The 12537-nt window shown below is 63.6% G+C and carries 12 protein-coding genes; 5 read left to right on the top strand and 7 right to left on the bottom strand.

The window, feature by feature from the left end:
* Nucleotides 1-113: 113 nt before the first annotated feature.
* Genes A3AI_RS0126825 through A3AI_RS0126810 form a run of 4 tightly spaced genes read left to right on the top strand, consistent with a single transcriptional unit; the run spans nt 114 to nt 5181 of the window.
* Nucleotides 114-1889, top strand: a complete 1776-nt coding sequence (locus A3AI_RS0126825; protein WP_024518551.1) for an ABC transporter permease — start codon at nt 114-116, stop codon at nt 1887-1889.
* Nucleotides 1890-1921: 32 nt separating this feature from the next.
* Nucleotides 1922-2959 carry an ABC transporter substrate-binding protein gene (locus A3AI_RS0126820; RefSeq protein ID WP_024518550.1) on the top strand — a complete coding sequence of 346 codons (1038 nt, stop codon included), beginning with the start codon at nt 1922-1924 and terminating at the stop codon, nt 2957-2959.
* A 19-nt stretch (nt 2960-2978) separates the two neighbouring features.
* Nucleotides 2979-4082: an ABC transporter ATP-binding protein gene (locus A3AI_RS0126815; RefSeq protein WP_024518549.1), complete on the top strand. Its 1104-nt coding sequence runs from the start codon at nt 2979-2981 to the stop codon at nt 4080-4082.
* A 25-nt stretch (nt 4083-4107) separates the two neighbouring features.
* Nucleotides 4108-5181, top strand: a complete 1074-nt coding sequence (locus tag A3AI_RS0126810) for an isocitrate/isopropylmalate dehydrogenase family protein (RefSeq protein ID WP_024518548.1) — start codon at nt 4108-4110, stop codon at nt 5179-5181.
* On the opposite strand, the gene A3AI_RS0126805 is transcribed toward A3AI_RS0126810, so the two are convergent.
* From A3AI_RS0126805 to A3AI_RS0126780, 6 genes are all read right to left on the bottom strand, one after another.
* A complete protein-coding gene (locus A3AI_RS0126805; protein WP_024518547.1) occupies nt 5182-5970 on the bottom strand; it encodes an ABC transporter ATP-binding protein in 789 nt (262 codons plus the stop codon).
* A complete protein-coding gene (locus A3AI_RS0126800; protein WP_024518546.1) occupies nt 5958-7013 on the bottom strand; it encodes a dihydrodipicolinate synthase family protein in 1056 nt (351 codons plus the stop codon). The genes A3AI_RS0126805 and A3AI_RS0126800 overlap by 13 nt, the downstream gene beginning before the upstream one ends.
* A 9-nt stretch (nt 7014-7022) precedes the next feature.
* Nucleotides 7023-7853: a GNAT family N-acetyltransferase gene (locus A3AI_RS0126795; RefSeq protein ID WP_024518545.1), complete on the bottom strand. Its 831-nt coding sequence runs from the start codon at nt 7851-7853 to the stop codon at nt 7023-7025.
* Entirely contained in the window at nt 7840-8877 is a 1038-nt protein-coding gene (locus tag A3AI_RS0126790; protein ID WP_024518544.1) for an NAD-dependent epimerase/dehydratase family protein, read from the bottom strand. The genes A3AI_RS0126795 and A3AI_RS0126790 overlap by 14 nt, the downstream gene beginning before the upstream one ends.
* Nucleotides 8878-8891: 14 nt before the next feature.
* A complete protein-coding gene (locus A3AI_RS0126785; RefSeq protein ID WP_024518543.1) occupies nt 8892-9665 on the bottom strand; it encodes an ABC transporter permease in 774 nt (257 codons plus the stop codon).
* A 93-nt stretch (nt 9666-9758) separates the two neighbouring features.
* Complete coding sequence (locus A3AI_RS0126780) at nt 9759-10406, bottom strand: TetR/AcrR family transcriptional regulator (RefSeq protein WP_024518542.1); 648 nt, start codon at nt 10404-10406, stop codon at nt 9759-9761.
* 99 nt (nt 10407-10505) lie between these two features.
* Between A3AI_RS0126780 and A3AI_RS0126775 the strand changes: the two genes are divergently transcribed.
* Complete coding sequence (locus A3AI_RS0126775; RefSeq protein WP_024518541.1) at nt 10506-11510, top strand: ABC transporter substrate-binding protein; 1005 nt, start codon at nt 10506-10508, stop codon at nt 11508-11510.
* A 19-nt stretch (nt 11511-11529) separates the two neighbouring features.
* Here the strand turns inward: A3AI_RS0126775 and A3AI_RS0126770 are convergent, their stop codons facing one another.
* The gene (locus A3AI_RS0126770) at nt 11530-12504 is read right to left on the bottom strand and encodes a Bug family tripartite tricarboxylate transporter substrate binding protein (protein ID WP_024518540.1); all 975 of its coding nucleotides are present in this window, start codon (nt 12502-12504) and stop codon (nt 11530-11532) included.
* Between the last annotated feature and the right edge of the window lie 33 nt (nt 12505-12537).

The raw sequence follows: 12537 nt of genomic DNA, 5'->3' as shown, positions 1-12537 counted from the left end.
AAAATGTTCCGGCCGACTTTCGGATACTTTCGGCAGGGGGAGCGATAGACTAGGCTTCCGTGAAACGGGTGTCCCAAGAATAAATCAGGCCCGGCTCCGGGGGAAAACGCGCTTTGCAGGAACAGGTAATCCGGCGCATCGAGGCCGAAGGTCTGGGCATTGAAACGAAGCGCCGGAGCGGGGCGGCTGCCTGCCTGTGGGTCGCATTGCTGCTCGCCATCCTCGCATTCCTGGTGATCTACCCCGTGCTGACGCTCCTGCTCGGCGCGCTCACCGACACCAATCCTGTGGTTGACGGCCTCAGCCTGAAGCACCTCTCGATTGCCAATTTCCTCAGCGTGCTCGCCAACCCCAATGTTGCAGAGGCGCTCTCGAACACGCTGATCGTCTGCGGCGGCGGCACGGTGATCGCGGTCGCGATCGGGCTTCTGTTCTCCTGGATCGTGGTCCGCACCAATACGCCGTTCAAGGGCTTCATCGCCGCAACCAGCATCCTGCCGCTGTTTGCCCCGCCGCTGGTGGCGGGGGTCGCCTGGTCGATTCTGGGCTCACCCAAGACCGGCCTGATCAACACTGTCTTCAAATGGGCCGGGCTCGATTGGCATGTCGATCTCTACTCGATGTCCGGGCTCATTTTTGTGTTTGGCATATACTACGCGCCCTATGTCTACATGTTTACCGCATCTGCCTTGCGCAACATGGACCCGAGCCTGGAGGAGGCCGCCGAGATTTCCGGCGCGAGCGCGGTTGCGACGCTGTTCTCGGTGACCTTTCCCCTGATCATGCCGGCGATCGTCTCCGGCATGCTGCTCTCCTTTATCGTCATGCTCGGCATCTACGGCGTGCCGGCGGTGCTGGGCGCTCCCGCAAACATCAACGTACTGACGACCTATATCTTCAAGCTCACCAACTGGTCGCCGCCGCTCTACAACACCGCCGCGGCCGTGGCGATCGTCCTGATGCTGGTCACCGGCCTGCTCGTCTATCTGCAGCAGCGGGTGTTGAGCGGCAAGAGCTTCACGACCGTCGCCGGCAAGGCGTTCCGGCCCCGCAGCCTCGATCTCGGGACGTGGCGCTGGCTGACCTTCGGGCTCGGACTGCTCTATCTCGTGGTCGTCGTGGTGCTCCCGATGCTGGCGCTGACGGTCGCGGCCTTCCGCAAATTCATGTTCATCCGCGATGTCGCGAGCCTGTTCGACACACGGCAGTACTCGCTGATGCACTTCAACAGCATCTTCGACAATCCGCTGACCCTCAAATCGATCTATAACGCCGTCGAGGTCGGCATCATCACCGCCATCGCTGGCGGTGCGCTTGCGTTTGCGATCGGCTACACCATCCATCGCACCCGTGTCCCGGGCCGCCGCAGCCTCGACCTGATCTCGACGCTACCGGTCGCGATCCCCGGGCTTGTGGTCGGTGTTGCCTATTTGTGGGCCTGGATCGGCGTTCCCGGGGGGCTCTATGGCACGATCTGGATCCTGGCGCTCGCCTTCATCGCGCGCTTCATGCCGGATACGGTGAAATCGCTGTCGACCTCGTTCCTGCAGATCCATCGCGAACTCGAGGAGGCCGCCTGGGTCTGCGGCAGGGGAACGCTCGGCACCATCGCGACCGTTGTACTGCCCCTGGCGCGACCCGGCGTAATCGCCTCGATGACGCTGTTGTTCGTGCTCGCGATCCGCGAGCTTGGCTCTTCGCTGTTTCTCTACACCAGCGACACCATGGTGATGAGCGTGCTGCTGCTCGATTATTACGAGGGCGGCAATATCGGAAAAACCGCAGCCTTCAGCCTGGTGCAGACAGTGCTGCTCGGGCTTCTCATCGGCGGCGCCAACTGGCTGTCGCGCGGGGCTTCACAGGGTACGGTCGCGCAACGAATAAAGTAAAGCCAAAGAACAAGGAAAGAGGGAGGAGCGAAATGAAGGAAAGGGTTGCACGCCTTGCCGGATGGGCCGGCATCGTCGGGCTCGGCATCACGCTCGCCAGCGTGCCAGCGCGCGCGGATGAGAATTTTGGTTCGCCCGAATTGATCGCGGCCGCCAAGGCCGAAGGCAAGCTCGTCTTCTACACTGCCAATTTTGCCGAAGTCGAGCAGCAGGTGATCAAGGCTTTCAACAAGCGCTTTCCTGAGATCAAGGTCGAGATGGTGCGGGCGCCGGGCGGCCAGCTGATCACCCGCGTCAGGACCGAGGCCGCGGCGGGCAAGCTGATTGCCGACGTGGTCGATCACTCCGACCGCGCACTGATGGCCGAGCTTACCGACCTGTTCCAGGATTATGCGCCGCCGAATGCGGCCGACTACAATCCGGACGCGCAGATATCGCCAAAGCTCTGGCCGCGCGCCACGCTGGTCTGGTCCATTGCGTATAACACAGAGCTCGTGAAGGATCCGCCCAAGAACTGGATGGATCTCACCAAGCCGCAATACGACAAGCTGATCGGCCAGGTGTTTGCGGAATCCGGCGGCACCACCTGGACCCGCATCATGTTCGAGCGCCAGGTGCTCGGCGAGGACTATTGGACCAGGCAGGCCGCAACCCACCCGATCCTCTATCCCTCAGGTGCGCCGACATCGGATGCGTTGGTGCGCGGGGAGGTCGCGATTGCACCGCTGCTCTACAACGCGATTTATCCCAAGCAGAAGGAAGGCGCACCGATCCAGATCTTCTTTGCGCCCGAGGGCGCGCCGGTGAATCCTTACGCCAGTGGCATACCAAAGACCGCCGCGCATCCCAATGCCGCAAAGCTGTTCCTGAACTGGTGTCTCTCCAAGGAGGGGCAGACCTTCATGATCAAGGAGCTCGGCAATTTGACGTCGCTGAAGGTGCCTCCGGTCTATCCGGAGGGCTTTGATCCGAAGCTGGTCAAGGTCTGGTATCCGAACTTCGATCAATATGTGAAGCTGCATGCCGCCTGGGTCGCCGATTGGGACAAGACCTACGGTTACCGGCAGTGATGCGCGTGGAGCAGAAGCGATGACGGCGACGCTCGAGGTCACCGAACTGCACAAGCAGTTCGCGATCGGCCGCCCCGCGATCGATGGCGTCAGTTTTGCCGTGCCGGCCGGCGAGATCGTCGTCCTGCTCGGGCCCTCCGGCTGCGGCAAGACCACGACGCTGCGCTGCGTTGCCGGGCTCGAGCACCCGACGGACGGCGAAATTGCGATCGGCGGCAAGGTCGTCTCTTCTCCGGCGCGGGGCGTATTGGTGCCGCCGCGCTCGCGCGACCTCGGTATGGTGTTTCAGTCCTATGCGGTGTGGCCGCATATGACGGTGCGGCAGAACGTGGTCTATCCGTTGAAACACCGCAAGGTCGGTCGCGACGATGCCAATCGCAGGGTCGACGAGGTCTTGAGGCTTGTTGGCCTCTCCGACTATGCCGAGCGGCCGGTGGTCGCGCTATCGGGCGGGCAGATGCAGCGCGTCGCGCTGGCCCGCAGCATCGTCTACCGGCCGCAGTTGCTGCTGCTCGACGAGCCGCTGTCGAATCTCGATGCCAAATTGCGCCTGCGGCTCCGGGATGATCTTCGCCTGATCCTGAAGCAGACCGGCATGACCGCGCTCTACGTCACCCATGACCAGGCCGAGGCCGTCGTTCTCGGCGACCGCATCGGCGTGATGCGAAACGGCAAGCTGCTGCAGATCGGCACGCCCGACGAGATCTACAACCGGCCGGCCGATCTCTTCGTCGCCAATTTCACCGGCGCCACCAACGAGCTCGTCGGTACGCTGGTCGCGCGCAACGGCAGGTTCGGCACGATTGAATTCGGCGAGGGTCGCCTTGCCGAGGTCGCCCTGCTGCAACAACTGCGTGCCGGCGAAAAGGTGCGAATCGCGCTCCGGCCGGAGAATATCGCGATCGGCCGGCAGGACGGCACCAATGCGTTCACGGCCAAAGTGACCGACCGCCGCTACCAGGGAACGCAGACCGTCTACGACATCGAGCTGTTCGGTCACCGGCTCGAAGTGCTCGAGCTCGGCACCGCCGCCCGCCATGCAGTCGGCGCAGAGGCCCCTGTCACGCTGCCGTCGGAAGCCCTGTGGGCCTATCGCGACACCGGCTCCGCGTCGTACGATTAGGCCGTCGAACTGCCAGGAAATCATCATGCGCATCGTTGTTCTGCCCGGCGACGGGATCGGGCCGGAGATCGCGGCCGCCACGCTCGCCGTGCTGCGGGCGGCCTCCGAACGCTTTCAACTCGGCGTGACGCTCGAGGAGCATGCGGTTGGTCATGCGAGTCTCGAGATGTTCGGCACCACCGTGCGGCCCGATCTGATCGAGACGGTGCGCGCCGCTGATGGCCTGATTCTGGGGCCGACCGCGACTTTCGACTTCAAGGACGAGGCGCGCGGCGAGATCAATCCGTCGCGCTATTTCCGCAAGAACCTCGATCTGTTCGCCAATATCCGACCGGCGCGCACCTATCCAGGACGGCCGGCGCGGTTCGGCACCTTTGATCTGGTGGTGGTGCGGGAGAACACGGAAGGCTTCTATGCGGACCGCAACATGGAGCAGGGCAATGCGGAGCTTCTGGTCACGCCCGACGTGGTCGTCTCGCTGCGGCGGATCACGCGGCTCTGCTGCGAGCGCATTGCGCATGCGGCCTGCAGGCTCGCGATGAAGCGGCGCAAGCGCCTCACCATCGTGCACAAGGCCAATGTGCTCAAGATCGGCGACGGCATGTTTCTCGATGTCTGCCGCGAGGCAGCGCGCGGCTATCCGGGACTTGCCGTCGACGACGTCCTGGTCGATGCCATGATGGCGCATGTGGTGCGCCAGCCGGAGCGATTCGACGTCATCGTGGCCACCAACATGTTCGGCGACATCCTCTCCGATCTCACCGCGGAGCTCTCCGGGAGCCTCGGGCTCGGGGGATCGCTCAATGTCGGCGCGAAATACGCGATGGCACAGGCAGCGCACGGCTCGGCGCCGGATATCGCAGGTAAGGACATCGCCAACCCGATCTCGCTGATCCTGTCCATGGCCTTATTGCTCGCCTGGAACGCCGAACGCATCGGTGCCCCGCGGTTTGAAGCAGCCGCGCATGGGATCGAGGACGCGGTTGCGGCTGCGATGCGGGAGGGGCGGGTGACGCGCGATGTTGGCGGCACATTGGGGACGACCGCCACCGGGCAGGCGATCACGGACTTGCTGCGGTCGGGGGCCTCGGCAAGCTGATCAGGTCCCCGCGCCCAGTCCCAACTTTACATAAATCCGCCGCGCATAAGCGCCGAACTCGTCCGTGGTCTTGATCGGCAACGCGCGCGGAAACGGCAGCTCAATCGGAAAATATTCGGCCATGCGCGCCGGCCCTGCGGTGAGCACGGCGCAGTGCGAGGCGAGGAACACCGCTTCCTGGATCGAGTGGGTGACGAAGATGATGGTCTTGCCACTCTCGCGCCAGATCCGCAACATCTCCAGATTCATCTGCTCGCGGGTCAGCGCATCCAGTGCGCCGAACGGCTCGTCCATCAGGATCAGCTTGGGATCGTGAATGAAGGCACGCGCGATCGCGACGCGCTGCTGCATGCCACCGGACAATTGCTGCGGATATTTGTCCTCGTAACCGGCGAGGTCAACGAGCTTGAGCAGATCGCGCGCCCGCGCCCGTGCGGCCTTCATCGGCAGGCCAATGATCTCCGCCGGCAGCAGCACATTGTCGAGAATGGTGCGCCATTTCAACAGCAGTGCCTGCTGGAACACCATGCCGATGTCGCGGGCAGGATCGAACCGTGTCTGACTATTGCCTATTCTGACGCTGCCGCCGTCGGCCTCATGAAGTCCGGCGAGTATCTTCAACACCGTCGTCTTGCCGCAACCGGAGGGGCCGACAAGCGAGACCAGCTCGCCTTCCTGCACATCCATGGTGACGTCGGATACCGCGAGGAATTCGGTCCCGCCGGAGCGATAGACCTTGCGGACATTGCGCAGGCTGACGAAAGGCTCGGGCGAGCTCATGCCAGCCATTTCTGCAAATGCGCCGCGACGAAATCATCATCCGAGAGATCGGCATGCTCGTTGCAGACGCGGTCGATCTCCTCGATCTGGCCGGGGCTCAAGCCCTCGTTCGGGTCGAGGCACCAGATGCCCTGCATCAGACCCTGCCGGCGCAGCACCTCGTGACAGCCGGCGATGCAGCCATGGAAATTGTTCGCGACGTCGAAGAAGGCGCTGTTGCAGTCGGTGACACGCGCATCGAGCGCCAGGAGATCGGCTGGGACCATATCCTTGTGGCGCGCGGCCTTGCAGCGCTCGAATTGCTGGATGGCGCTCTTCGTCCAGACCGACCAATGGCCGAGCAGGCCGCCCTTGAAGTAGGTGCGGGTGGTGATGCCTTCTTCACGCAGGTCAAATGGGAGAGTGAGATCGAGCAGGATGTGGTCGTCATTGCCGGTATAGAGCGCGATCCGGTCGAGCGCGCCGGCCGCATGAACGCCGCGCAGCACGTCGAGGGTGCGATAGCGGTTGAACGGCGCAATCTTGATGGCGATGACGTTGTCGAGCATGGCAAAGCGCCGCCAGAAATTGGCGCTCAGGATCACGCCGCCGACAGCCGGCTGCAGATAGAAGCCGACCAGCGGGATTTCGCGCGCGATCGTCTCGCAATGCGCGATGATCTCGTCTTCGGAGGCCGACTTCATCGCGGCGAGGCTGAGCAGCCCGGCGTGGTAGCCGATGCTCTGCGCGGTGTTCGCTTCGCTCACCGCCTGTCGCGTCGGCCCGGCAAGGCCCGCGATGAGCGCCAGCGGCCGCTTGGTCCAGCTCGATGCAGTCTCGGCCGCGAGCTCCAGCACGGGGCGATAGAGGGCAACGTCGCGGATCGCGAATTGCGTGGTGTGCACGCCGACCGCGAGCCCGCCGGCTCCGGCATCGATGTAATAACGCGTCAGTGCGCGCTGATGCACGTGGTCGAGCTTGCGGTTGGCATCGAGGGCGAGCGGATGCGCGGGCAGCACGGTGCCTTCGGAAATCAGGCGTCGCACCTCGGGTGGCATTTGGCTGTGGTGCATGGCGCTGTCCTATCCAAATTCGGGGCCGGCGACGGCGAACGGAGGCTCGCCGGGTTGCACAGCCGTGCGACCGAAGCGCATCCGCTGGAACGGCCGCTCGATGGTCCAGCCCGCCCGCATCAAGCCGTCGAGGAAGGTAGCATGGTCAGCAACCGCATCGATCAGATGCGCGCCGGGTTCGCCTGCGACGATCTCGGCAACCAGCGCGAGTGCGCTCTCCGGACTGGCCGCAAAGACCGGTCCGATCTGGCGCGCGGTGCGGCCATCACGCACCAGGGCCGTCGCCTCATTGGTCGAGAGCAGTCGCGACCCAGGCCGGCCGCAGAGTTCGCTGATCAGATCGCGGCGGTCGAAGCCCATGGCGTCGATGTCGCAGGTGATGAAATCGCCGAGCTTGCCCGGCGCGAGCTCGTTGCCTGGACCTGCCGAGGTGCCGCGCTCGAGGCGCAGTCGCCGCAGCTGAATCGTCGGGGCAAAACCGAGCGGGCCGTAGACGGCCGCGCCGGCCGGCGTTGCATCGAGCCAGGTGGTGAGGCCAAGCCGCATCGCCGAATCAAGGCAGGCATCGACCAGCCTCGTCGCGAGTCCTCGCCTGCGCCAGCTCTCCGTGACCAGCACCATGCTGATCCACGCCTCGCGTTTGGTGTAGGGCAGGAGTGCCGCGGTCGCGATCAGCTCCGAGGCGGAATCGCGCATGCCATAGACCGTGCCCTTGGCGAGAAAGAACCGCCAGTCCGCTTCGTTCTGGTTCCATTTCGCCCCGCGCGACAATTCAAGGCCGGCTGCGGCATCGCGCACGTCGAGTTGGAGCAGCGGAAGCTCCTTCTCAATAGCGACCATCGCGCACCTCGTATTTCGTCGGCTTGCCCAGGTTCGGCATGGCGCGGGCGACCCAGTCGGCGGTCCAGGCGATCAGCCGCGCGGTATCGACAAGCGGCAGGCCGAATAGCTCTACCGCCTGCGACGTGTCGGTGAGCCAGGCGGTCGGCTGCTCCTGGCCGACGATAACGGGTTCGCGGCCGAGCCGCGCTCCGAATTGGGCGGCGAGATCGCGCACGGCGCAAATCTCGTGGCCGCTGACATTGATCGGGCTGGTCGGCGTCTCGCAATGCGCGAGGCAGCGCAGCGCCTGCGATGAGGCATCGCCCTGCCAGATGAAATTGACATGGCCGAGGCTGACGTCGATCGGCTGTCCCTGCCAGACCTTGCTCGCGATGTCGTAGAGCACGCCATAGCGCATATCGATGGCGTAGTTCAGCCGAAACAGCCGGCCCGGCGTGGCACACGTTTTCGAGAAATATTCGAACATGCGCTCGCGCCCGACGCAGGATTGCGCATATTCCCCGGGCGGATTGGGCGCCATGCTCTCGTCTGAGCCTTTGCCGTCCACCGGGACGAAAGGATAGACGCAGCCGGTCGAGAAGGCCACGATCCGCGACTGGCGAAAGGCCTGCGCCACGATGGCCGGCACATGGGCGTTCATCGCCCAGGTCAGCGCGAGATCACCCTCGGCGCCGAATTTACGGCCGGCCATGAAGATGATGTTGGGCGCCTTCGGCAATGCGCTAACCGCGGCCTCGTTCAGCAGGTCGCAATTGATGGTCTCGACGCCGCGCGCATGCAGCCAGTCCTTCACGCCGGTGTCGCTGAATCGGGCAACCCCGGTGACACGCCGCTCGGGCGCTGCAGCCTTGGCGAGTCCGGCGAGCGTCGGACCCATCTTGCCGGCGACGCCGAGCACCATGATGTCCCCATCGACCTTCTTGAGGTCGTCGATCAGCGCCTGGCTTGGCCGGCATAGTAACTCGTCGAGGGCCGCTATGTCGGCGATCGTTGTCGGTAGCGACTCGCGTGAGAGCAGCATGTTCAATCCATTCCTTAGCGTTGCAGCCTCACGTCGCGCACCACGAACAGGCGTTCGAGTCCGAGCACCAGGCCGTAAAGCGCGACCCCGAGCAGGGTCAGCAGCGCCACCGCCATCACCATGGCCGGCGTATCGAGGGAGGATTGCACCTGGATCATAAGATAGCCGAGCCCACGGTCGGAGGCGATGAACTCGCCGACGATGGCTCCCGCAACCGCGAGGATGGCGCCGACCTTCATGCCGGAAAAGACATAAGGCAGCGAGCCGGGTAGCTGGATCTTGCGGAACAGCACCCAGCGCGAGCCGCGCAGCGATTTGACGAGATCGAGCAGATCGGGCTCGACCTCGTTCAGTCCACGCGCCGTCGTCAAGAGGATCGGGAAGAAGCAGATCGAGAAGGCGATCAGGATGTTCGGAACGATCCCGTAGGAGAACCAGACGATCACGAGCGGGCCGAGCGCGACCTTCGGGATCATGTTGAGGGTGACGAACAACGGCAATAGCGCAAGGCTGACCAGCGGCGCCCAGCTGAAGATGACCGCCAGCGCCACGCCGACAAAGGCGCCGAGCGCAAAGCCGCCGAGGATCTCGACTCCCGTGACCGCGAGGTTGGAAACCCAGGCATATTTGGCAGACGCCAGTGTGCTGAGAGCCGCGAGCGGCGAGGGCAGGATGAACTTCGGTACATGGAACGCATCGACCATGACCTGCCAGAGCACGAGCACGGTGAGGTGCACGACCAGGATGATCGCGATGGATCGCGCGGAATGGCCGCCGGTCGGTCGCAATGGGTGCTCCCTCGATGTTCCGTCGCGCCCGTCCGCGGGCTGCGCTTCCTTCAACCTATCGCGGTCCTTCCCTCGTTTCAACCATCTGGTTGATTATGGTCGCAACGACTGCATCACAAGGTCGACCACATGCTTGCGGCGGGCACGCTGGGCGGCCGGACTGCGCAAGTCCTTGCCGAAGATTGCCGACAGCGTCGGTGTGTTGGAGAAGAAGAAATAGCTTAAGGCAGCGATCGAAATATAGAGCTGTACCGGATCGATGCCGCGGCGGAAGGCACCGTTCTGTACGCCCTGCTTGAGGATCTTCGAGACCATGCTGACCAGGGGGGAATGCATCGCCTCCAGCCGTTTCGAGCCGCGGACATGACGGGCGCCGCCGCGGTTCTCGTCGTTGAGCAGCACGATGAAGTCGGGATGGGCGGCGAGGTGGTCGAACGAGGCCTCGATCAGCTTTCGAATGGCGGCCTCGGGCGGCAGGCCTTCGAGGTTCAGCTTGCGCTCCTGCTCGCGAATCTCCTCATAGACCCATTCGAGCACTGCGAGATAGATCGCGTCCTTGTCGCCGAAATAATGGTAGACCAGCTGCTTGTTGACGCCGGCGCGCGCTGCGATCTCGTCGACCCGGGCCCCCGCAAGTCCGCTTGCGGCGAATTCGTGCCGGGCTGCGACCAGGAGTTTTCGCCGCGTTGCTTCCGGATTGCGCCGCTGCACCGTCCCGCCATTCGAGCTTCGTTTGAGCATTTCCAACCAGCCAGTTGACAATCACAGGAGTCCCTTGTTGCATTGGTAGCGTTGAGGACAACGGTCGACAAGGGCGGTTAGCGGAAAAGGAGCGTCGCCATGAAGTGCCTGAAGATCGCCGGGCTTGCGCTTGCCCTTCTTGCGCCCGCGGCGCCTTCGCGCGCCGGCGAGGCCGTCAATCTCACCCTGAACTGGACTCCGACGGCGGATCATTCGCCATTCTACTACGCCAAGGCGCAGGGCTGGTACGAAAAGGCCGGCATTGATCTCACCATCGAGACCGGCAAGGGCTCGGGCGTCTCCGCGCTGAAGGTCGGCTCCGGCGGGGCGCCGTTCGGGGTCGCGGACCTTGCGACCGCACTGGTTGCGCGCAGCAAGGGCGCGGACGTGGTGGCGCTGATGAGCATCTACGCCAATACCGGACAGACCTTTTATTGGCTGAAAAGCTATGGCGTGAACGGTCCGAAGGACTTTCCCGGCCACAAGATCGGCAATCCGCCCGGCGATGCCTCGCGCGTGATGTGGCCGGCCTTCGCCAAGGCGGCGGGGATCGCGCCCGATTCGGTCAATTTCGTCAATGTCGGGCCGACCGCCAAGATTGCCGCGCTGAAGAGCCACACCGTCGACATCATCTCCGATTTCTACAACGAGCATGATCTCAAGGTGATCGAATTCGGCGCCGACCTCGGTTACGTGAACTGGAAGGATATCGGGCTCAACCCTTACGGCAACTCGCTGATCGTCAACGGTGCTTTTCTCGAAAAGAACCCGAAACTCGTTGCCGATTTCGTCCAGATCACCCAGAAGGCCTATGCAGCCTGCGTGGCCGACGTCGCGCCCTGCCTGCAGGCGCTGCTCGACCAGGTATCCGGGCTCGACAGAGAGAACCAGCAGCGGCAGTGGGAGCGCATCAAATATCTCATGACGGATGAGTTCACCACCACCAGGGCGCTCGGCTGGATCGACGGCGAGCGCATGAAGCAGGACTACGAGCTGGTGCAGACTTATCTCGGCATGGAGAAGCCGTTCGACGTGCGGACGGCGTTCACGACGAAAATGCTGGATTCATCGATCAAGATGGACGCGAGCAGGGTGAAGAAATGATCCGTCGCGTGCAGGCCGCCTATTGCGGTTCGATCCCCGATGCCCTGATCACGGCGGTCAATTTCTCGTAGTCGCCGTTCATAAGGGCCGCCAGCTCATCCAGCGACATCGGCTTTCCCGGGATGTCGGCGATGGAGAGCTGGCGCTGCACCTCGGGATTTTCCAGCGCCTTGTTGATCGCGGCGTGGATTTTGGCCGTCAGTGCATCTGATGTCGTGGCTGGCACGTAGATGCCGTACCAGGGCACGTAGGCGGCTTCCGGAAATCCGGCCTCTGCGATGGTCGGGACATCCGGCAGCTCGGCCACGCGCTTTTCGGTGAACACCGCAAGCGGCTTCACCGTGCCTTCCTTGATGTGCGGCAGCGCCAACGCCATCGAGGTTATCTCGAAATGCATCAGGCCGGTCATCAGGTCGATCAGGGCCTGTGGCTGGCCCTTGTAGCCGACATTGGTCAGCTTGATGTCGGCGACCCGGAAGAATTTCTGTGCGGAGAGATCGATCGAGGAGCCAGTGCCGGGATTGCCAAAATTGAACTGGCCGGGCTCGGAGCGCGCAAGCTCGACGAAATCGCCCAGTGTCTTCACCGGCAGTGTCGGCGGCACCAGCGCAACGCTCTGATTCCAGACCGCGAGACCAACGCATCTGAAATTTTTGATGTCCCAGCCGGCGTCCTTGTAAAGGGTGGGATTGGCCAGGACGGCGGGCCCGGTCACGAGCCAGGTGTAGCCATCGCCGTCGCTGCGCGCGACCGCCGCCGTGCCGACATTGCTGTTGGCGCCTGGCCGGTCCTCCACCACGATGGATTGCTTGAGATCGCGTCCGACCTGCTCGGTCACCGCCCGTGCCACGATGTCGACAATGCCGCCGGCGGGGTAAGGGACGATGATGTGGATCGGCCGGCTCGGGTAATCGCTCTGCGCCCGCACCGGCGTCGCGGCGGCAATCCAGGCCAGCGCAGCGCTCAACGCAAGGACGGCTTTGCTGCAGCTCATCCTTTACTCCCCCCATTTCAGGGCCGCGTCGTT

The sequence above is a fragment of the Bradyrhizobium sp. Tv2a-2 genome (assembly GCF_000472425.1).
Taxonomy (GTDB): domain Bacteria; phylum Pseudomonadota; class Alphaproteobacteria; order Rhizobiales; family Xanthobacteraceae; genus Bradyrhizobium.
Note: the sequence above shows the minus strand (reverse complement) of the source record. Positions and strands in the feature narration are given on the sequence as shown.